Raw genomic sequence first — 19,802 nt, 5'->3', positions numbered from 1 at the left:
AAAAAATGCGCTTTTATCATGGTTTTCATTCATCATATGCTGCGCCCCTGAGCGATCATCTTACCTTTCGGCCATGGAAAGAGTCCATCTTGAAAACAGTGTCATCCAGCACGCATCCCGCCAGCACCTGCCATAACTGCAATACCGATGCGCCAGGCAACTTCTGCAGCGCCTGTGGCCAGACAACGGCCCTGCACATGCCCAGCGCGCGCGAATTCCTGCATGAATTTGTCGCCCATTATGTGGCGCTCGAAGGCAAGCTCTGGCGTACCTTGGCCCTGCTGCTGTTTCGTCCTGGCGCACTCAGCAATGAATACCTCGCGGGACGCCGCGTGCGCTACGTCGAGCCGCTGCGCGTCTACCTAACCTTCAGCATCCTGTTCTTTGCCATCCTCAAGTTCAGCAGCCCCGACGTGTTCCTCACCGTCCACGACCAGCAAGCCCAGGTAGGCGCCCATGCCCCCCGTCCAACTCCGGAAAACAAGACGTCGACCATGCAGGTCAGCATTTTGGGCCAGACGCCCACCCTGCCGCGCCAATGGCAAGACTTTGAGCAACTGCCCACGGCCGAGAAACAAAAACTCGTGGTGGAAAGCTTTTTCCATTACGCGCCGTACGCCATGTTTTGCCTGATGCCGCTGTTCGCCCTGTTCCTGAAAATCCTCTACCTGGGCAGCGGACGGCGCTATGGCGAGCATTTCCTGTTCGCCCTGCATACGAATGCCTTCGCCTTCATCACGATGGCGCTGATGATCCTCATCCCCGTCGACCTTGTCCGCCTCGTGCTCGGCGCCTGGCTGCTGGCCTATCTGCCCTGGGCCATGTGGCGCGTGTATCCAAGCGGCAAATTCGCCACCGTCTGCCGCTGGCTGCTGCTGATGGTCGCCTACAGCCTCGCCATGAGCCTGGCGATCATGGCCTGCATCGCCATCGGCGTGATGCTGCGACATTAAGTTAGGCTCTGTCATCGGCAAATAGGGGAAATGCCGGAATCTTCCGTCGGCTGCGCTGTCTGACTCTGCATCTTCACCGTACAGGGAGCAGATCATGCAGCCAGCCGACTGGATCAGCTTTATCGCACAGTTTGCTTACCTGAACCGGCGCCAGCGGCAGGCAGGCATGGCCTTGCTGCGTGGCAACGCGCCACACGACGCGACCGTTGCGCTGCTGGAAAGCGTGGCGCAGCCGCTGGCCCTGGGCGTGCTGGCGCACGGGCCATGCCTGCGCGCGCAGCGGCGCGCCGCTGCCGCCCATGCTCGCGCACGCGCTCTGTAACGCTGCCCTGCCCTACCCGCTTATCAGCTGAATAGGTGATTGTTGCCGGGTTTGCTAGAATCGCACACGTTTCCGTCCGTATCCCAACCCCTGACTACGCACAGATCACGCATGCATCCACGTTTGTTCGCCCCATTTATCCTCGTTGCGCTGCTGAGCGGCTGCACGGTACTCGCCCTGCGCCCCAACAGCGGCGTCGAAAACCGCACGTTTACCGTGCAGGAAACCCCGCGCCTGCGCATCGACGCGCCCAAGGCGCGCATCCAGAATCCCATGCCCAACGACCACTTCATCGGCATCGCCCTGTCCGGCGGAGGCAGCCGCGCAGCCAATTTCTCGGCCGCCTCGCTGGAACAACTGGAGCAGTTCGGCCTCGTCAGCGGCGCCTCGGCCATTTCCGGCGTCTCGGGCGGCGCCATCGCGGGCGGCTACTATGCGCTGCATGGCAAGCAGACGGACTGGCCCTTGCTGCGCAGCAAGCTGAAAACGGATTTCTTTGGCCAGACCATCTTGAAACCCGCCAACCTGACGACGATGTTGTTGACGAACAAGACACGTACCTCGTTCCTGTCCGACGTCCTGGACGATGTGCTGTACGACAAGAAAACCTACCAGGACTTGCCGCACGGCGGCCCCATCTTCCTGGCCAACGCGACGGACGCCACGGATGGCGGCAAGCGCGTGGTGTTTTCCTACGAGTATTTCTACAGCACCCTGCATTCGCCGATCCAGGATATCCGCCTGGCCACGGCCGTGGCCACCTCGGCCGCCTTTCCCGGCGTGTTCGATTCCGTCACCTTCGAGCGTTTCCGTCCGAAAAACAGTTTCGTGCCGGAACTCGGTTCCGAATCGCGCGAATCGCCGTCCTACGTACACCTGTTCGATGGCGGCGCGGCCGACAACCTGGGCGTGGAAACCCTGTGGGACGTGGCCTTGACTCAGCTGTACGGCAACGACATGGCCATCGTGCCGCCGCGCCTGAACAGCAAGCCCTTCATCCTCATTTCCATCGATGCCAACGCGCCCAATTCCAGCGCCGTGTTTGAAAAGATGTCGGACGAGCGCCAGCCGCTGGACCGCATCTTCAACAAGAATATCTACGACGCCGTCGACGCCCTGTTTTCGCGCCAGCGCAAGGAAAACCTCGTCAAGATGGGCTTTGGCCAAGCCCGCTTCGATACCATCACGCATGAAAATTTTGGCGACCTGAGCCAGAAATTCGTCAAGAGCAAGCGCACCTCGGCCTTTGCCATCCCCGTGCTGTGCCGCCCCCACCTGGGCCAGTACCGCTGCGAAGTCGATGCGGCCGATCCCTTGCCGGGCCAGATCCGCACGCGGCTGGAAGGCTTTGCCTGGCATATTTCCATCGATCAAATTGCCTCGCTGGCGCTGCGCCTGGCCAGCGAAGACGTGCACGTCGACAGTGCCCGCAAGGAAGAGCGCGCCGCCCTCGTCAAGCTGCAACGGCTGGCCACGCAGACGAAAACCCACCTGAAGCTGACGGGCCCGGAAAATTGCAGCCCGGAAGTGTTGCAATCGGCCCTGTACAGCGCCGCGCGCGTGCTGATCCTCGACGACGAGGAATCGCGCTTCGCCCTGTGCGACTACATGCTGGCGGGCCAGCTGATCAATGACGACACCGTCTGCAAGCAGCGCTATGTCCACGCCGTACCCCGCTTTGCCATCGAAAGCGAAGATTTGCAGTACCGCAACCTGAGTTCGGACGGCAATTCCGTGAACGTGCCGATACGCTGCAAGAAGTGAGCGCGCACAAAAAAGCCCGCACGATCGCTCGTGCAGGCTTTAGCGCAAGGATTCCTGGCGCCCGGTTGATTTAGATCAATCGACCTTAAATCAAGCGACTACGCCTGCGCATGTAGCTGCGGCTTAATGCACCTTCCAGTTCCTGCTCCGTTTTATGCTGGTTCACCGTGTACAGGGCCCACAGGGCCGCCGGCGCCCAGCCGATCACAGTGCACTGCAAAATCAAGGCGGCGGCACCGACCAGCGGGCGCCCCAGCATGAAAAACGTGAGACACGGAAGTAGCAAGGCTATCAGCAATCGCATCACGACATACTCTCCTAAATATAGAGCAGCGGACAAGGGCCGGTATCCGGTCCGTCCCCCGCCCGCTGCGTACTGCTCCTTATAGATGCACGGCGATTTGCGGCATCAAGTCGTCAAAGGTGCGACCGTTGCCGTTTTCTCCGATGGCGTGCATCTTCCATTCGCCGTTATGGCGGTACAGCTTGGCCATGATCTGTGCCGTGTGGGTACCTTGCACAGACAGGTTGAAACGCGCGACTTCCTGGTTATTGCTGGCATTCAAGATGCGGCAATAGGCGTTTTCCACCTGCGAGAAGTTCTGGCCAGTAAAGCTGTTGACGGTGAAGACCAGGCTTTTCACGTGCGCCGGCACTTTCGACAGATCGACATTGATCTGTTCGTCGTCGCCATCGCCCGCGCCCGTGCGGTTGTCGCCCGTATGAACGATGCTGCCGTCCTTGCTTTTCAGCTGGCGGAACCAGACGATATCGGACGTGCTCTTGTTCTCATCGAACATGACGCACGAGGCGTCCAGGTCGACGGCTTCCGTCTTCGAACCGAAACCGAGGAAACCCTTGGTCTTGGCCGCATCCCAGCCCAGGCCCATGGTGATACGGGTCAGGGTGGTACCAGCTTCTTTGTCCAGAGAAATCTTCTGGCCCTTGCTCAAATTGACAGACATACGCATAGCTCCTGTTTGCTTGGTTACATCAAATGTTAGTTACGCCGGCTTGCTTTGGGTCCAGGCGAGGAAGGCTGCGCGGTTGCGCGAGCACACGAGGATTTTTCCCGTGCCTGAAAACTTCAGCACCATCCCCTCGCCGCTGGTCTGACTATTGATCAGGTTACCCAGAAAGCCGCCGCTGCTGCCGGTCGTCATGGAAATTTCGTATTGCAGGCGGTTGTCCCAGCACACGACGTGCGAGTTATCGATCACCACGTCCTTGCCAGGCGTCACTTCCAGTACCGACATCGCGCCAAAACCGGACACCGCCAACTGGCCGCTGCCTGCCGTCTCGGTGATGAAAAAACCACCGCTCTGGGCAAACAGCGCATTGCCAAGGCTTTGCGTGCGCACCTTCAATTCCACGCCAGAGCTGGCCGCCACGAAGGCGCCGTCGCTGATCATGTATTGTTGGACTCCAATATCGAGCACCCGCATCGCGCCGGGCAAGGTGGGCGACAACAGACAGTCGCCGTCGCCCCGCATGGCCTCGATATGCTGCTGAAAGAACGATTCACCGTTGGCAAAGGTGCGCATCAGCGCAGCGCCTATGCCGCCCGTCATCTTGCCTTTCAGCTCAAGATTGGTTTCCATCATCACCATCGCGTTGGATTCGCAATAAATCTTCTCGCCCTTGGCCAGCGACACATGCAGGAACGGGTCGACGTCCCCGGTAATACTAAAAACTGGCATCTGACTATTCCTTCCTCAACTAGGTAATGATGGGGGCGGCCCACACAGTGAACCGCCTTTAATGCAGCGTAACTACCTTACACGCCGACGCCGAACGAGGCAGCTAACGGGCCCAGACCGCCCTTGTAACCCTGGCCGATGGCCTTGAATTTCCAATCGCCGCCGTTGCGGTAGATTTCGCCGAAGACCATCGCCGTTTCCGCCGAACCGTCTTCCGACAGGTCGAAACGGGCGATTTCCGTGTTGCCGTTGGCATTCACGCAACGCACGTACGCCTTCGATACCATACCAAAGTTTTGCTTGCGCGCCTCGGCATCGTGAATCGTGACGCAGACGGCGATCTTGTCGATCTCGGCTGGCACCGTGGCCAGGTCGACGATGACGGTTTCATCATCGCCATCGCCGGCGCCGGTGGTGTTGTCGCCCGAGTGGGTAACGGAGCCGTCGCTCGACTTCAGGTTGTTGTAGAAAATCATGTCGACGTCGGCGCGAACCTTGCCGTCGGCCTTCAGCAGGAACACGGAACCGTCGATGTCGAACGCGGCGCCGTCGGTGGCGCGGGCATCCCAGCCCAGGCCGATGATCATTTTCGAAATGCCGGGGGCTTCCTTGCTCAGGTTGACGTTGCCGCCTTTTTGCAGACTGATTGCCATGATGTATTACTCCTATGTGGGTTGTGTATGACCAAACACCTGGCGTCCTCCACCGGCCTGACTCCCCAGGCCGGCGGCGACGCTTGCTACAACTTGCCGACAAACGGGTGTAGTCGTTTGTCGCGCATTCTTTACACTGCCTTGACCGCTTCCAGCGCTTCCGTCTGGCCTTCTTCGAGGGCCATCCTGCGCTTGTGGCGGATCGACGACCACAGCGAGGCGAGAATGAAGGCCACCCCGATCAGACCCGTGAAGATCTCGGGAATGTGGAACTTCATGCTGACCAACATGATCACGGCCAGGATACCGATCGCATAGTGCGCGCCGTGCTCCAGATAAACGAACTCGTCGAGCGTGCCCTTGCGCACCAGGAACACCGTCATCGAACGCACGAACATCGCGCCGATTGCCAGACCCAGCATGATGATCACGACATCCTTGGTGATGGCGAACGCGCCGATCACGCCGTCAAAGCTGAACGAGGCGTCGAGCACTTCCAGGTACAGGAAGCCGCCAATACCGCCGCGCTTGATGATGTCGCCCATGTTGCCGTCGCCATTGTCGCCTTCCAGCAAACCGCTGATCACATCGACGCCCACGTAGGTCAAAATACCCCACAGGCCGGCCGTCAGCACCACCAGCTTCTGGCCTTCTTCGATCATCGACAGGCTGACCATCAGGGTACCGAGCGCGATCATCACGGAAATCGACGATATCTTGCCCAGCGCGCCCAGTTTTTCTTCAATACGGCCCAGCCAGTGCGTTTCCTTCTCCGAGTCCAGCAGGAAGTTCAGGAACACCAGCAGCAGGAAGATGCCGCCGAAAGCCGCCACTTCCGCGTGGTGATTCGTCAGGTGCATCGAATACTGTTCCGGATTGCTCAGTGCCAGATTCCATACTTCCAGCAAGCCCAGGTCCGCCGCTTGCGCCACGATGACCAGCGGAAACAGCAAACGCATGCCGAACACGGCGATGATGATGCCCACGCCGAGGAACAGGTTCTGCCAGAACTTGTCCCAGTTCTTCAGCACCGAGGCGTTGACCACCGCGTTGTCGAACGACAGCGAGACTTCCATCACGCCCAGGATCACCGCGATACCGAGCGCCGCCAGCATCGTCTGCACGCCGCCGTGCGTGTAACCCCACCAGGCGGAAATGCCCAGGCAGATAAATGTCACTAGAAATGACACTCTGAAATGTTTCATCGATAGTTCCCCTTTATCCAAATTCAATGGAACGTAGTATAAGGACATGTGACACATTTAAAAATGGAAGATAATGGAAGTATTACTTCGTAAAAACAGAAGATTGAGGATGCAGCGATGAAAACCACGGGCTTCAATTACCGCCATTTGTACTTCTTTTGGGTCGTCGCCAAGGAAGGTGGCGTGACGCGCGCGGCCGAACGGCTGGGACTGGCCGTGCAAACCATCAGCACCCAGCTGGCCCTGCTGGAAAAGGAACTGGGCAAGTCGCTGCTGCAGCCGCAGGGACGGCGATTGGTGCCGACGGAAGCGGGCCGGCTCGCGCTCGGCTACGCGGACCAGATTTTTCTCTTGGGCGAGCAGATGCAGGAAGCGCTGGCCGACACCGACGCGGAAAAGATGCGCCTGACGGTGGGCATTTCCGATTCCTTGCCGAAACTGATGGCCTACCGCATGCTCGACGCCACGCGCAGCCTGAACAAGCCCGTCAAGCTGGTGTGCCTGGAAGATGAATTCGAATCCTTGCTGGCCGACCTGGCCCTGCACAAGCTGGACCTGGTGTTGACGGACCGCGCCGTGCCGGCCGGTGCCAGCCTGCGCGTGTCCAGCCACCTGTGGGGCGAGAGCGCCATGAAGCTGTTCGGCATCCCCGCGCTGGCCGCCCAGTACCGCGACAATTTCCCGCATAGCCTGCACGGCGCCCCCTTTTTACTGCCCGCGCGCAACAACGCCTTGCGCGGGCGCATCGACGAATGGATGGTGCAGCAGGGCGTGCGTCCCGACGTGGTCGGTGAATTCGAGGACAACGCCATGCTCAACGCGTTTGGCCGCAAGGGCCTGGGCCTGTTCTTCGCCTCCGCCAGCCTGGCGGCCGATATCGAGGAGCAGTTCGGCGCCGTGCTGGTGGGCGACGCCTCGTCCCTGCGCGAACAGTTTTACGTCATTTCCAACGAGCGCAAGATCATGCATCCGGCGCTCGACGTCATCCTGGCCGCCATCCAGAGTCACCCGAAGATTCACAAGGAAACCTGATAAATCCATTCGAAAATAACGTTTGAATAATCAATCAAAAGCGATTGTAATGAAGCCTGAGACAAACACGCGCCCCTCCCTCGCCGGAAGGGCGCGACCACCATAAAAAAACAGGAGCGGCACCATGTCCACGGCAGGCAAGACGATCGATATTCCCGATCTCATCAATAACAACAAGATCGGCTCCTTCCAGATCGGCATGCTGATCCTGTGCGGGCTGTGCGTCATCATGGATGGCTTCGACGTGCAGGCGATGGGCTATGTGGCACCGGCCATCATTGCCGACTGGCACGTGAGCAAGGCCAACTTGGGCCCCGTGTTCGGCGCGGGCTTGCTGGGCATGCTGGTCGGCTCGCTCGTTTTCAGCATCACGGCCGACAAGTTCGGCCGCCGCCCTGTGCTGATCGGCTCAACCATCTTCTTTTCGCTGTGCATGCTGGTCACGCCGCTGGCAACGACCATCGAGCAATTGCAGCTGATCCGCTTTATCACCGGACTGGGCCTGGGCGCCGTGATGCCGAACGCCATGGCGCTGGCCGGCGAATACAGCCCCCTGCGCAAGAAAGTCACCTTGATGATGCTCGTCTCGTGCGGCTTTACCCTGGGCGCCGTGCTGGGCGGCTTATTGTCCGCCGCGCTGATTCCCGCGTTCGGCTGGCAATCCGTGTTTTACGTGGGCGGCGTGGTGCCGCTGGTGATCGGCGTGCTGATGTTCTTCCTGCTGCCGGAATCGATGCAATTCCTGGTATTGAAGAAACGCAAGCTGGATCAAGTCGCCAAGTGGCTCAAGCGCATCGATCCGACGGTCAGCATCACGGCCGACACGCAATACGTCGTGCATGAAAAGGAACACAAGGGCGCGCCCGTGCTGCAATTGTTTACGGGCGGCCGCGCGAAGATGACGATTTTGTTGTGGGTCATCAATTTCATGAACTTGCTGAACTTGTATTTCCTGTCCAACTGGCTGCCGACCATCGCCAAGGAAGCGGGCCTGTCGACGGCCAACGCCGTGCTGGCGGGCACGGCCCTGCAAGTGGGCGGCACCATCGGCACCCTCGTCATGGGCCAGCTGATCGACCGCTCCAGCTTCCGCCGCATCCTGCTGCCGTGCTTTTTGGTCGCTGCCGTGGCCATTGCCCTGATCGGCCGTCCGGACGTGTCGCTGGCCTTCCTGTTCATTACCATCTTCATCGCCGGTTTCTGCGTGGTGGGCGGCCAGCCGGCCGTCAACGCCCTGGCGGCCAGCTACTACCCGACCACCCTGCGCTCGACGGGCATCGGCTGGAGCCTGGGCATCGGGCGCATCGGTTCCATCATCGGCCCCGTGCTCGGTGGCGAGCTGATCCGCCTGAACTGGCCCAACAGCACGATTTTCCTCGTCGTCGCCATTCCCGCCATCGTCTCGGCCGTCATGGTCTTCGCCATGCGCGGCGGACCGCAAACGGCGGCCAAAGGCTGAACAAGCGTGAAAAACCTGCCGCGCCCGCCCGCCACCACGGGCGGCGTGCGCGGCTAAATTAGGCTATGCCGCCCTTCGTCGTTTAAGATGTCGTTTTTACAGCCCATCTTCAGCGCCCCCATGCACAATGTCTTGCTAGTCCTGCTCGCCCTCTTCCTGGTCGCGCTGAACGGTTTTTTTGTTGCCGCCGAGTTTGGCATCGTCACCTTGCGGCGCACGCGCATCCGCGCCATCGCCAAGACACAGGGGCTGCGGGGCCGCATCCTGGCCAAGGTGCATGGCCAGCTGGACGCCTACCTGTCCGCCTGCCAGCTGGGCATCACCCTGGCGTCGCTGGGCCTGGGCTGGGTCGGCGAACCGGCGTTTGCCGGCTTGCTGGAGCCGCTGTTCGGCGCCATCGGCGTCACCTCGCAAGAGCTGATCCACGGCGTGTCCTTCGTCGTCGCCTTCAGCGTGATTTCCTTCCTGCACATCGTCGTGGGCGAACTGGCGCCCAAATCGATGGCCATCCGCAACCCGGAAGCCGTCGGCCTGTGGAGCGCGATTCCCCTGTACGGCTTTTACTGGACCATGTACCCGGCCATCTACCTGCTCAACGCCAGCGCCAACTGGGTGCTGCGCCTGGCGGGCCTGTCCGGCAAGGGCGGCCACGATGCCCATTATTCGTCCGAAGAATTGAAACTGATCCTGCGCACCAGCCAGCCGGGCGAGAAATTTACGCGCGACGAGCGCAACATCCTGGCGCAGTCGCTTGATTTCGAACAAATGACGGTGTCGGACCTGATGCGCCCGATCAATGAAGTGATCGCCCTGCACGCGTCAAATACCCTGGAAGAAAACCTCGACACGGTGCTGCGCAACCGCTTCAGCCGCTACCCGTATTTCGACACGAATGAAGACGACGTGCTGGGCGTGGTGCACCTGAAAGACCTGTTCTTTGCCCAGCAGGCGGGCAAGCCGATCACCTCGCTCACGCCGTTCTTGCGTCCCGTCGACATCATTTCCGCGCGCACGCCGGCGCTGGAACTGTTCCGCCGCTTTCGCGACGGCGCGCCCCACTTCGCCCTGATCGGCGAGAAGGGCAAGCGCCCGCTGGGGTTCATCACCCTGGATAACTTGCTCGGCGCCATGGTCGGCGAAATCCGCGATGAATTCCGCCGCAATGAAAACGACTGGCTCAAGCAAAGCGACGGCACCCTGATCGGCAAGGCCAGCCTGCCCATCTTTTCGCTCGAACGCATCCTCGGCATCGATATCGAAAACGAGGAACTGGGCCTGGACGACGTGGAATCGGTGGGCGGCTTGATCATGGTCAAGCTGGGCGACATTCCGAAGCAGGGCCAGCGCATCACCTTCGTCGACTTCGACATCGTCGTCAAGAAGATGAACGGACCCCGCATCGTGCTGATCAAGGTGATCCCGAAGCAGGAACGCGACCTCGATGCCGATTTAAGGGATTAAGAGCCTATCCCAGTAGGGAGCGTCTTCTGCTGGCAGTTCATCAGGAGTGCGGACAAGGCGTGAGGAGGACGCGTGGCGAGCCACGCGACGACGATCAACGCAGTCCCCGCTTCTGAGGGGCGCCAGCAGGGGATGTATTCATCTACTGGGGTAGGCTCTAAGCAAAACGTACCCCAACGGCGAGAGGCCGGGGTCGGCCCCTGAGGATCCGACCCCAGTCCTTGCCGTTGGGTTATACAAGGCGCGCAGACTTGCGCGACTGACTACTTCTTCAACGTAATCGTATCCTTGCCCTGCGGCACGGTAGTTTCCCCCACCGTCCACGTTTGCAGCAGGCTGTACAGCACCGCCAGCAGGGTCGGGCCGATGAAGATGCCGACGAAGCCGAAGGCCAGCACGCCGCCCAGCACGCCCAGCAGCACCAGCAGGAATGGCAGGCTGCTGCCGCGGCTGATCAGCATGGGTTTGACGACGTTATCCACGCCGCTGATCAGCAGCGCGCCCCACACCAGCATGAAAATGCCCCAGCCCGTCTGCCCGTCGGCAAACAGCCAGATGGCGGCGCCGCCCCAGATCAGGGGCGGGCCCACGGGGATCAGCGAAAAGATGAAGGTGGCCACGCCCAGCAGCGCCACGGCCGGCACGCCGGCGATCAGGAAACCGACCACCGCCACCAGCGCTTGCGCCAGCGCCGTGCCCAGCAAGCCGTACATGACGCCGCGCACGGTGCGGCTGATGGTCAGGCCCACGCCGGGCGCGCTGTCGCCGATGATGCGGCCGGCGCCCGTCATCAGGGCACGGCTCAGTTGCTGGCCGTCGCGGTAGAGGAAGAAGCTGACGAACACGGCCAGGCTGGTCTGCGCCAGGCCCGTGCCCAGCAGGATGCCGCCGGAAGCGAGGAAGTGGCGCGCCGGTTCCAGCATGGTCTTACCCAAATTCAATAATTCCTCGCGGTCAGCCAGCAGGCGCTGCACATAGCCGTCGATGGTTTCGCCCACCACGGGAATGCTGGCCAGCCAGGCCGGCGGATGCAGGCCGCCCGATTCCAGCGCCGTGCGCAACTGTTCATAGATGCGCGACACATTGTCGGCCAGGTTGTAGGTGACGAGGGCCAGCGGCACCACGATGACCAGGATCAGGGACAGGGTCATGATGGCAGCGGCCCAGTTGCGCCGGCCTTTCAGGCGTTCCAGCAGCAGCAGATACAGGGGCCAGCTGGAAATGCCCACGCAGGCGGCAAACAGCATGGCGGCGAGGAAGGGCCGCAAGACGAAAAAGCAGCCGATCAACAAAAAGATGACGGCTGCCAGGCGGGCGTGCGGCTCGAAACGTTTATCCATGTACTGCGTATCCTGAAGATGGCGCCCGGGGGCGCGACCGGATCAGGATAGCAGAAGTTTAAGATCGTGCGCGATGGCGGCAGGCTTTTCGCCGTGGCGCACGAACAGGCGGATCTTGCCTTCGCGGTCGAACACATAGGTGCCGGCCGTGTGGTCCACCGTGTAGCTGCTGTCCGTCTCGCCTTCCACCTTGGCGTAATACACCTTGAATTCCTTGGCCACCTTGGCCGTCGCGGCCGCATCGCCGTACAGGCCGACGAAACGCTTGTCGAAGGCGGGCACGTATTGCGCCAGCAATTGCTGCGTGTCGCGCTCGGGGTCGACGGTGACGAACAGCACTTGCACCTGCTCCGCCTGCGGGCCCATTTCCTGCATCACCTGGGCCATGTCGGCCATGGTCGTGGGGCAGACGTCCGGGCATTGCGTGTAGCCGAAGAACATCAGCACCAGCTTGCCCTTGTAGTCGGCCAGGGTGCGCGGATGGCCCGTGTGGTCTGTCAGCGCGAACTCGCGCGCATAGCCGAGGCCCGTCACGTCCGTGTTCTTGAAGGCCAGCTTGGGCGCGGCCGGCTTGCCGCAGCCGGCCAGGACGACGGCCAGCGCGGCCGCCAGCAACAGAGTCAGATATTTTTTCATGATCCCAATGGAATGTAATGGTCGACCAGCAAAGCCGCGAACAGCAAGGCCAGGTAGATGATGGAAAACGTAAAGGCCTTGCGCGCGATCAAGTCCGTGTAGTGGCGGTACATCTTCCACGCGTAATACAGGAAACCGGCGTTGAGCACCACGGCCGAGGCCAGGTAGATCAGGCCGCTCATGCGCACGGCGTACGGCAGCAAGGTGGTGGCGGCCAGCGCGATCGAATACAGCCACACGTGGAATTGCGTAAATTGCATGCCGTGCGTGACGGGCAGCATGGGCAAGCCCGAGCGCGCGTAATCGTCGCGGCGGTACATGGCCAGCGCCCAGAAGTGCGGCGGCGTCCAGACAAAAATGATCAGGACCAGCAGCCAGGCCTGCATCGGCACGTCGTTGGCGACGGCCGCCCAGCCCAGCGCGGGCGGCATGGCGCCGGACAGGCCGCCGATGACGATATTTTGCGGCGTGGCGGGTTTGAGCACCATGGTATAGATCAAGGCATAGCCGACAAAGGTGACAAAAGTCAGCCACATGGTCAGCGGATTGACGAGGTGGTACAGAATCGCCATGCCCAGGCCGCCGATCACGAGCGCGAACACCACCGTCTGTTTCACCGTGATGTCACCCATGGCCATGGGGCGGCGCGCCGTGCGCGCCATGCGCGCATCGATTTCGCGCTCGGCCAGGCAATTGACGGCAAACGCGGCGCCGGCCAGCAGCCAGATGCCGACGGTGCCGAACACCACCGCATGCCAGTCGGGCAATTCCTCGCTGGCCAGGAACATGCCGATGACGGCGCAAAACACGGCCAGTTGCGTCACGCGGGGCTTGGTCAGCGCCCAATACTGGGCGATGCGGGGGGAGGGTTTACGGCTGATGGTCTGAGTAGTCATTTATGCGGTACGGGAAGGACTGGCTGGTGCCGAGGGCACTGGCGCGGAGGCGCAAGCGCGCTTAACATTGCGCGCAACATCGAGTTGGAATTTAGCCTTGTAGTTTAACATGGTCAGCAATAACACGAGCAGCGCCGCCCCGCCGTTATGCATGACGGCAATCGACAGCGGCCAGCTCAGGTAGATGGTCGCCAGGCCCGTGGCCGCCTGCAGGGCCAGCACCAGCGCCACCCAGCGGGCCGTGCCGCGCAGGGACGGCAGTTTCCACGCGCGAAACACGGTATAGCCGATGCCGGCCAGCACGATGAAGGCGAAATTGCGGTGCACCCAGTGGATGGCCGTCAGCGCGGAAAACGGCAAATAGTGGCCGGCGGCCGTCTTGCCCAGCTCGCGCCACAAATGGAAACCATGCTCGAAATCCATTTCCGGAATCACCTTGCCGCCGCACAGGGGGAAATCCGTGCACGCCAGGGTGGCGTAGTTGGTGCTCACCCAGCCGCCCAGCGCGATCTGTACCGTCAGCAGCACGAGCGAGAAAACGGCCAGCGCGCGCACGGGGCGCAGCACGGACTCTTCCGCGTCGGCGCGCTTGATTGGCGCCACGGCATGGTCCTGGCGCCCGCCCAGCCACGTCAGCATGGCCAGCAGCCCCATGCCCAGCAGCAGGTGGATGGTGACGATGACCGGCTGCAGCTTCAGGGTGACGGTCCAGGCGCCGAACGCGCCTTGCAGGCAAACGAATAAAAACAGCGCCGTCGGCAGGGCCGGGGCGAATTCCTGCCGCTTGCTCTTTCTCCACTGGCGCCACGCCTGCACCATCATCGCCACGATCAGCACGCCGATGGCCATGGCCAGGTAGCGGTGCGTCATCTCGATCCACGCCTTGACCACCGTCACGGGGCCCGTCGGCATCAGGGTTTCCGCCGCCACGATGTGCTCGTGCGCAAGGAATGGGTTGGCCGAGCCATAGCAGCCGGGCCAGTCCGGGCAGCCCAGGCCGGAATCGGACAAGCGCGTAAAACCGCCAAACATGATCAGGTCGACCGTCAGGAAGACGGCGATCCACACGAGCTTGCGGTATTTATTGGCGTCCGCGGACACCCAGACCATGGTCAAAGGCAGCAGCGCCACCAGCAGACCCGTCAAGCCCAGCTGGGCCAGCGCGGAGAGATGCATCGTCGGCATGCAGACTCCTCAACCGATCGCCGAAGCTTTGAGCAGCTTGGCGATGTCTTTCTTGATCTTGTTCGGGTCCGCGTCTTTCGGGAAGCGCATCATCAGATTGCCCAGCGGATCGATCAAATACAGATGGTCGCTCGTCTTGCCGCCCGCTTCCACGGGCAGCCACGCCTTCAGGGCGTCGCTATTGACGCGCAGCATGCTGGTGCCGTCGAATTCGCGCATCACGAGGGTGTCGAGCGGCTGCGCATCCGTTACCAGCCAGACTCTTTCCAGGCGTTCGCGTTCCTTGCCTTGCATCAAACGCAGTTGTTGCATGTCAAACAATTGCTTCTTGCATGCTTCCTGGCAATCGGATGGTCCCGTTTGCAGCAGCACCCACTTGCCCTTGAATTGCGCCAGCGGCGCGGCCTTGCCATCGAGTTCCGTCACCTGCAATTGTTCTTCGGGTATCGGATGCAAGCGGGGGTCGATCAGGGCGCCGTAATTGTTGCGGCCCGTGGGCTTGATGATGTAATACGTGAAATACGAAGCGATGATGGGAAACGCGCATACGGCCACCACGGCCAGCAGTTTCCAGCGACCGCTGTTCTGTGCCTGTTTATCGCTGCTGTCTTGCATTGCTTCAGGGTTGTTTGTTTGCACGTCGAAATCCTGTAAAGACAAAAAATAGAAAAGCCATCAGTGCCAGTGCATACCACTGGAATGCATAGCCGCGGTGCTTGTCGGCGCCCAAGTCCGGCGCCGGCCAGTCGCGCACGGGAAGCTGGCTGGACGCTGGCGCCGTCACTCCGTCGACTGTTTGTTCGAGGATAAAAGGCTGCAGGGCCAGGCCGCTAGCCTGGGCCAGCTGGCCGATATCGGCATTTTGCACGATGGCGTGCGGCGCCAGGGCCGGCGCCGTGCCCAGCTCCATCACATGGCCCGCGTTCAGGCGCGCGATGCCGCTAATGGTGACGGTGCCGGCCGGCGTCGCGTAATCGGGGATGCGCGTGCGCTCGGCATTGTTGCGCGGCAACCAGCCCTGCGCCACCAGCACATGCATCCGGGAACCGTCGATCTGGAACGGCGTGAGCACGTGGAAGCCCGCTTGCCCCTTGTAGGGGCGGTTGTCCAGATAGACCGTCCAGGTGGGTACGAAATGGCCCGTGACGGTAACGCGCCGGTATTCGATCGCTTGCGCGTCGGCCGGCAACAGGGGCGCGGCCGTCAAGGACAGCGGTGCGGCCAGGTTGCCCGCTTCCAGGCGGGCGGCGCGCGCGACTTTCTCCTCGCCACGGCGCTGCTGCCATTGCGCCAGGGATACGCCCAACGCCACCAGTAGCAGCATTACAACAAATGGAATCCATCTAAAATGGAAGCGGATACGCATTACAATGAAACCTCCTCAAGCCTGGCGCTACCATCCATGAAAATCCTCGTTGCCATTGCCTTCATCCTGATCCTGGGCAGCCTGGGCTCGGCCCTGTTCTTCCTCATGCGCGACAAGGGCAAGAGCAACCGCACCGTGCAGGCGCTGGCCTTGCGCGTGGGCTTGTCGATCACCCTGTTTTTGCTGATCCTGCTGGCACATCATCTGGGCTACATCCAGCCGACGGGCATACATTAAGCTTCTTCTTGCCTGATTGGCAAATTCTTCACGCTAAGAAAAAAGCCGTACCCAGGATGTCCCGGTACGGCTTTTTTTATGGTGCCGGCGCGCCCCTCAACAACGCGCGCCCTGCCCCGCCATTATAACCAATACACGACCACGTACAGGCCCAGCCAGACGACGTCGACAAAGTGCCAGTACCAGGCGGCGCCTTCGAAGCCGAAGTGGTGCTCGGGCGTGAAGTGGCCTTTCAATACGCGGTACAGGATGACGGACAGCATGATGGCGCCCAGGGTCACGTGGAAGCCGTGGAAACCCGTCAGCATGAAGAAGGTGGCGCCGTAGATGCCGGACGTCAATTTCAAGTTCAGTTCGCTGTAAGCGTGGATGTATTCGTAGACCTGGAAGCCCATGAAGACGGCGCCCAGCAAGATCGTGGCAAACAGGAACAGGGCCGTCGTGCCGCGGTGGCCGGCGCGCAAGGCGTGGTGGGAAATGGTCAGGGTGACGCCCGACAGCAGCAGCAAGGCCGTGTTGATGGTTGGAATCCAGAACGGCGTCATGGTGGTGAATTCCTGCACCGTGCCGGCCGGGCCCGTATTGCCCCAGTGGGCGGCGAAATCGGGCCAGATCACCTTGTGGTCGAGGTCGGCCAGCCACGGCATCGAGATGCTGCGCGCATAAAACAGGGCGCCGAAGAAGGCGGCGAAGAACATGACTTCCGAAAAGATGAACCAGCTCATGCTCCAGCGGAATGAGTGATCGATGCGCTCGCTGTACAAGCCCTGCTCCGATTCGCTGATGGCGTCGCCGAACCAGAAATACAGCACCAGCAGGATGCCGGCGATGCCCAGGTAATTCACGTACGGGCCCCAGGAGACGTCGTTAACCCAGGCCGAGGCGCCGATCATGGTCAGCAGCAGGCTGGCGCCGCCCAGCATGGGCCAGCGCGACGGGCCGGGCACGAAATAATAGGGTACGGCGGCGTGGTTGGAACTCATCATCATCTCCTCAAAAACTTATAGGGTGGTTTTTTATAATTTATAAAACGACGAATTTAACAATTGAAATCAAGATGCCGATCAGGCAAGCCACCACCAGGAAGCCGGCGATGACGATGTGCACGGGATTGAGCTTGGCCGAATCCGTGTCGAAATCGCTCTTGCGGCGCAGACCCGTGAATGACCACACGACGGCCCGCAGCGAATACAGGAACGACGCTTTTTCCGGTTTGGCGGATTCGCCCATGGCACTCTCCTATTGGACGGCCGGCGTCTGAGCCTGGCTCAGACCGGCAATCTCGAAAAACGTGTACGACAGGGTGATGGTTTTCACCTCTTTCGGCAGGGCCGGATCGAGGAAGAACACCACCGGCATCTGCCGCGCTTCCTTCGGTTTCAAGGTCTGCTGCTTGAAGCAGAAGCACTCGACCTTCTTGAAATGCGGCGTGGCGCTCTGCGGCGCGTAACTGGGGATGGCTTGCGCATTGACGACGCGGTTCTGCGTGTTGACCACTTCATACATGACGGTCACCAGCTCGCCCGGATGCACTTGCATGCTCGACACGGTCGGGCGGAAGCGCCATGGCCCCTGCGCATTGCCGTCGAACTCGACGGTGATGCTGCGCGTCGTGTCGACCTGCGTATTGTTGTCGTAGGCCACCGTGCCATCTTTTTGCGTCAGCACGTTGATGCCCATCACTTCGCAAATCTGCTTGTAGACGGGAATCAGGGCATAGCCAAAGCCGAACATCAGCACGGCAATGACGAGCAGCTTGCCCAGCATCTTGCGGTTCAGACCGCGTGTTTCCTGTTGGATCGGCGTCGTCACGTCAGAGCCACATGCGCTTGACGAATACGGACAGAAAGAAGAAGGCCGCCAGGGCCCCCAGTATCAGCCCGGTACGCAGGTTGTTCGGTTTCTTGCGCTCAGTTTTCACTTCGGTCATGGCAGGCACTCTATTCAAAGGGGCCGGCAGCGGCGCCGGCCCGTGACACTGGCATTACTTGCGGATTACTACTTGACGGTCGGCGGCGTTTCGAACGTGTGGAACGGTGCAGGGCTCGGCACGGTCCATTCCAGGCCTTCCGCGCCTTCCCATGGTTTCGCCGGCGCAGCCTTGCCGCCGCGGATGGTCGGCAAGACCACGAAGAACAGGAAGTACACCTGCATCAGGCCGAAACCAAAACCGCCGATCGAGGCGATCATATTAAAGTCCGTGAACTGCGCCGGATAGTCGGCGTAGCGGCGCGGCATGCCGGCCAGGCCCAGGAAGTGCATCGGGAAGAAGGTCACGTTGAACGTGATCAGGGACAGCCAGAAGTGGATCTTGCCGCGCGTCTCGTTGTACATGTGGCCCGTCCATTTCGGCGACCAGTAGTAGAAACCGGCGAACAGGGCGAACAGCGAACCGGCCACCAGCACGTAATGGAAGTGCGCCACCACATAATAGGTGTCCTGCAGCTGGATGTCGATCGGCGTCACGGCCAGGATCAGGCCGGTGAAACCGCCCATGGTAAACACGAAGATGAAGCCCACCGAGAACAGCATCGGCGTCTCGAACGTCATCGAACCCTTCCACATCGTGGCGATCCAGTTGAACACTTTCACGCCCGTCGGCACGGCGATCAGCATGGTCGCGTACATGAAGAACAGCTGGCTCGTCACCGGCATGCCGGTGGTAAACATGTGGTGCGCCCAGACGATGAAGGACAGAATCGCGATGGAAGCGGTAGCGTAGACCATCGAGGCGTAGCCGAACAAAGGTTTACGGGCAAACGCGGGCAGGATCTGCGAGACGATGCCGAAGGCCGGCAAGATCATGATGTAGACCTCGGGATGGCCGAAGAACCAGAAGATGTGCTGGTACATGACGGGGTCGCCGCCGCCTGCCGCGTTAAAGAAGGACGTGCCGAAATGGCGATCCGTCAGGGTCATGGTAATCGCGCCAGCCAGCACCGGCATGACGGCGATCAAGAGATACGCGGTAATCAGCCAGGTCCAGCAGAACATCGGCATTTTCATCAGGGTCATGCCAGGCGCGCGCATGTTCAGGATGGTGACGATGATGTTGATCGAGCCCATGATGGACGAGGCACCCATCAGGTGCATGGCGAAAATGGCCATGTCCATGCCGGGGCCCATCTGCGTCGACAGCGGCGCATACAGGGTCCAGCCGGCGGCGGTGGCGCCGCCCGGAACGAGGAAGGACGTGGCCAGCAGCAGCGCGGCCGGCGGCAGCAGCCAGAACGAGAAGTTGTTCATGCGGGCGAACGCCATGTCGGACGCGCCCACTTGCAGCGGGATCATCCAGTTGGCGTAGCCGACAAAGGCCGGCATGATGGCGCCAAACACCATCACCAGGCCGTGCATGGTGGTCAGTTGATTAAAAAATTCAGGGTGAAAGAATTGCAAGCCTGGGTGAAACAGTTCCGTACGGATCATCAGGGCCAGCACGCCGCCCGACAGCAGCATGATGAACGAAAACCACAGGTACAGGGTGCCGATATCCTTGTGGTTGGTGGCAAACAGCCAGCGGCGGTAGCCGGTCGGGTGGTCGTGGGCATGGTCGTGATCGTGACCGGCGTGGTCCAAGGTGCTAGTGCTCATGT

General features: G+C 60.9%; 22 protein-coding genes and 1 pseudogene. 7 read left to right on the top strand and 16 right to left on the bottom strand.

The window, feature by feature from the left end; translation table 11 throughout:
- Positions 1–98 precede the first annotated feature (98 nt).
- The 3 genes and pseudogenes from BZG29_RS05465 to BZG29_RS05455 all read left to right on the top strand — a co-directional run bounded on the left by BZG29_RS05465 (position 99) and on the right by BZG29_RS05455 (position 3,039).
- Positions 99–953 (top strand): DUF3667 domain-containing protein, encoded by an 855-nt coding sequence (locus BZG29_RS05465; RefSeq protein WP_253192887.1) that lies wholly within the window; start codon positions 99–101, stop codon positions 951–953.
- Between the two features lie 94 nt (positions 954–1,047).
- Positions 1,048–1,188 (top strand): annotated as a pseudogene (locus BZG29_RS27645) (IS1595 family transposase); the annotation flags it as partial.
- A gap of 198 nt (positions 1,189–1,386) precedes the next feature.
- The gene (locus tag BZG29_RS05455; protein ID WP_077399773.1) at positions 1,387–3,039 is read left to right on the top strand and encodes a patatin-like phospholipase family protein; all 1,653 of its coding nucleotides are present in this window, start codon (positions 1,387–1,389) and stop codon (positions 3,037–3,039) included.
- An 85-nt stretch (positions 3,040–3,124) separates the two neighbouring features.
- Here the strand turns inward: BZG29_RS05455 and BZG29_RS05450 are convergent, their stop codons facing one another.
- From BZG29_RS05450 to BZG29_RS05430, 5 genes are all read right to left on the bottom strand, one after another.
- Positions 3,125–3,343: a proteolipid membrane potential modulator gene (locus tag BZG29_RS05450; protein ID WP_077399770.1), complete on the bottom strand. Its 219-nt coding sequence runs from the start codon at positions 3,341–3,343 to the stop codon at positions 3,125–3,127.
- A 79-nt stretch (positions 3,344–3,422) separates the two neighbouring features.
- Positions 3,423–4,004: a TerD family protein gene (locus BZG29_RS05445; RefSeq protein WP_034748960.1), complete on the bottom strand. Its 582-nt coding sequence runs from the start codon at positions 4,002–4,004 to the stop codon at positions 3,423–3,425.
- Between the two features lie 39 nt (positions 4,005–4,043).
- Positions 4,044–4,739, bottom strand: coding sequence for a TIGR00266 family protein (locus BZG29_RS05440; RefSeq protein WP_077399768.1), 696 nt, complete (start codon positions 4,737–4,739; stop codon positions 4,044–4,046).
- 77 nt (positions 4,740–4,816) lie between these two features.
- Complete coding sequence (locus BZG29_RS05435; protein ID WP_077399765.1) at positions 4,817–5,392, bottom strand: TerD family protein; 576 nt, start codon at positions 5,390–5,392, stop codon at positions 4,817–4,819.
- 131 nt (positions 5,393–5,523) lie between these two features.
- A complete protein-coding gene (locus BZG29_RS05430) occupies positions 5,524–6,597 on the bottom strand; it encodes a DUF475 domain-containing protein (RefSeq protein WP_077399762.1) in 1,074 nt (357 codons plus the stop codon).
- A gap of 117 nt (positions 6,598–6,714) precedes the next feature.
- On the opposite strand from BZG29_RS05430, the gene nhaR reads away from it, so the two are divergent.
- The 3 genes from nhaR to BZG29_RS05415 all read left to right on the top strand — a co-directional run bounded on the left by nhaR (position 6,715) and on the right by BZG29_RS05415 (position 10,549).
- Complete coding sequence (nhaR, locus tag BZG29_RS05425; RefSeq protein ID WP_077399759.1) at positions 6,715–7,629, top strand: transcriptional activator NhaR; 915 nt, start codon at positions 6,715–6,717, stop codon at positions 7,627–7,629.
- A 124-nt stretch (positions 7,630–7,753) separates the two neighbouring features.
- Entirely contained in the window at positions 7,754–9,088 is a 1,335-nt protein-coding gene (locus BZG29_RS05420; RefSeq protein WP_077399756.1) for an MFS transporter, read from the top strand.
- 120 nt (positions 9,089–9,208) lie between these two features.
- Complete coding sequence (locus BZG29_RS05415) at positions 9,209–10,549, top strand: hemolysin family protein (protein WP_034749482.1); 1,341 nt, start codon at positions 9,209–9,211, stop codon at positions 10,547–10,549.
- 263 nt (positions 10,550–10,812) lie between these two features.
- On the opposite strand, the gene BZG29_RS05410 is transcribed toward BZG29_RS05415, so the two are convergent.
- The 6 genes from BZG29_RS05410 to BZG29_RS05385 are packed head-to-tail and all read right to left on the bottom strand — an operon-like array spanning position 10,813 to position 15,972.
- Positions 10,813–11,889 (bottom strand): AI-2E family transporter, encoded by a 1,077-nt coding sequence (locus BZG29_RS05410; RefSeq protein ID WP_077399754.1) that lies wholly within the window; start codon positions 11,887–11,889, stop codon positions 10,813–10,815.
- A gap of 42 nt (positions 11,890–11,931) precedes the next feature.
- Positions 11,932–12,525 carry an SCO family protein gene (locus tag BZG29_RS05405; RefSeq protein WP_077399751.1) on the bottom strand — a complete coding sequence of 198 codons (594 nt, stop codon included), beginning with the start codon at positions 12,523–12,525 and terminating at the stop codon, positions 11,932–11,934.
- Positions 12,522–13,421 carry a heme o synthase gene (gene cyoE / locus BZG29_RS05400; protein ID WP_077399748.1) on the bottom strand — a complete coding sequence of 300 codons (900 nt, stop codon included), beginning with the start codon at positions 13,419–13,421 and terminating at the stop codon, positions 12,522–12,524. The genes BZG29_RS05405 and cyoE overlap by 4 nt, the downstream gene beginning before the upstream one ends.
- A complete protein-coding gene (locus BZG29_RS05395; protein ID WP_077408968.1) occupies positions 13,422–14,597 on the bottom strand; it encodes a heme A synthase in 1,176 nt (391 codons plus the stop codon).
- An 18-nt stretch (positions 14,598–14,615) separates the two neighbouring features.
- A complete protein-coding gene (locus tag BZG29_RS05390) occupies positions 14,616–15,221 on the bottom strand; it encodes a cytochrome C oxidase subunit I (protein WP_077399745.1) in 606 nt (201 codons plus the stop codon).
- A 4-nt stretch (positions 15,222–15,225) separates the two neighbouring features.
- Positions 15,226–15,972: an SURF1 family protein gene (locus BZG29_RS05385; RefSeq protein WP_077399741.1), complete on the bottom strand. Its 747-nt coding sequence runs from the start codon at positions 15,970–15,972 to the stop codon at positions 15,226–15,228.
- Between the two features lie 36 nt (positions 15,973–16,008).
- Here BZG29_RS05385 and BZG29_RS05380 point away from each other — a divergent pair, with 36 nt between their 5' ends.
- Positions 16,009–16,209, top strand: coding sequence for a twin transmembrane helix small protein (locus tag BZG29_RS05380; RefSeq protein ID WP_046683386.1), 201 nt, complete (start codon positions 16,009–16,011; stop codon positions 16,207–16,209).
- Between the two features lie 122 nt (positions 16,210–16,331).
- Here the strand turns inward: BZG29_RS05380 and BZG29_RS05375 are convergent, their stop codons facing one another.
- From BZG29_RS05375 to ctaD, 5 genes are all read right to left on the bottom strand, one after another.
- On the bottom strand, positions 16,332–17,192 hold the full coding sequence (locus BZG29_RS05375) for a cytochrome c oxidase subunit 3 (protein WP_077399738.1): 861 nt from the start codon (positions 17,190–17,192) through the stop codon (positions 16,332–16,334).
- A 40-nt stretch (positions 17,193–17,232) separates the two neighbouring features.
- Positions 17,233–17,439: a DUF2970 domain-containing protein gene (locus BZG29_RS05370; RefSeq protein WP_077399736.1), complete on the bottom strand. Its 207-nt coding sequence runs from the start codon at positions 17,437–17,439 to the stop codon at positions 17,233–17,235.
- 9 nt (positions 17,440–17,448) lie between these two features.
- Positions 17,449–17,976, bottom strand: a complete 528-nt coding sequence (locus BZG29_RS05365; RefSeq protein WP_051959653.1) for a cytochrome c oxidase assembly protein — start codon at positions 17,974–17,976, stop codon at positions 17,449–17,451.
- Positions 17,977–18,022: 46 nt separating this feature from the next.
- A complete protein-coding gene (locus tag BZG29_RS28315) occupies positions 18,023–18,139 on the bottom strand; it encodes a cytochrome oxidase small assembly protein (protein ID WP_216350353.1) in 117 nt (38 codons plus the stop codon).
- Positions 18,140–18,207: 68 nt separating this feature from the next.
- Positions 18,208–19,800, bottom strand: a complete 1,593-nt coding sequence (gene ctaD / locus BZG29_RS05360) for a cytochrome c oxidase subunit I (protein WP_077399730.1) — start codon at positions 19,798–19,800, stop codon at positions 18,208–18,210.
- Between the last annotated feature and the right edge of the window lie 2 nt (positions 19,801–19,802).

Source organism: Janthinobacterium sp. LM6 (assembly GCF_002002885.1).
GTDB lineage: Bacteria > Pseudomonadota > Gammaproteobacteria > Burkholderiales > Burkholderiaceae_D > Janthinobacterium > Janthinobacterium kumbetense.
Note: the sequence above shows the minus strand (reverse complement) of the source record. Positions and strands in the feature narration are given on the sequence as shown.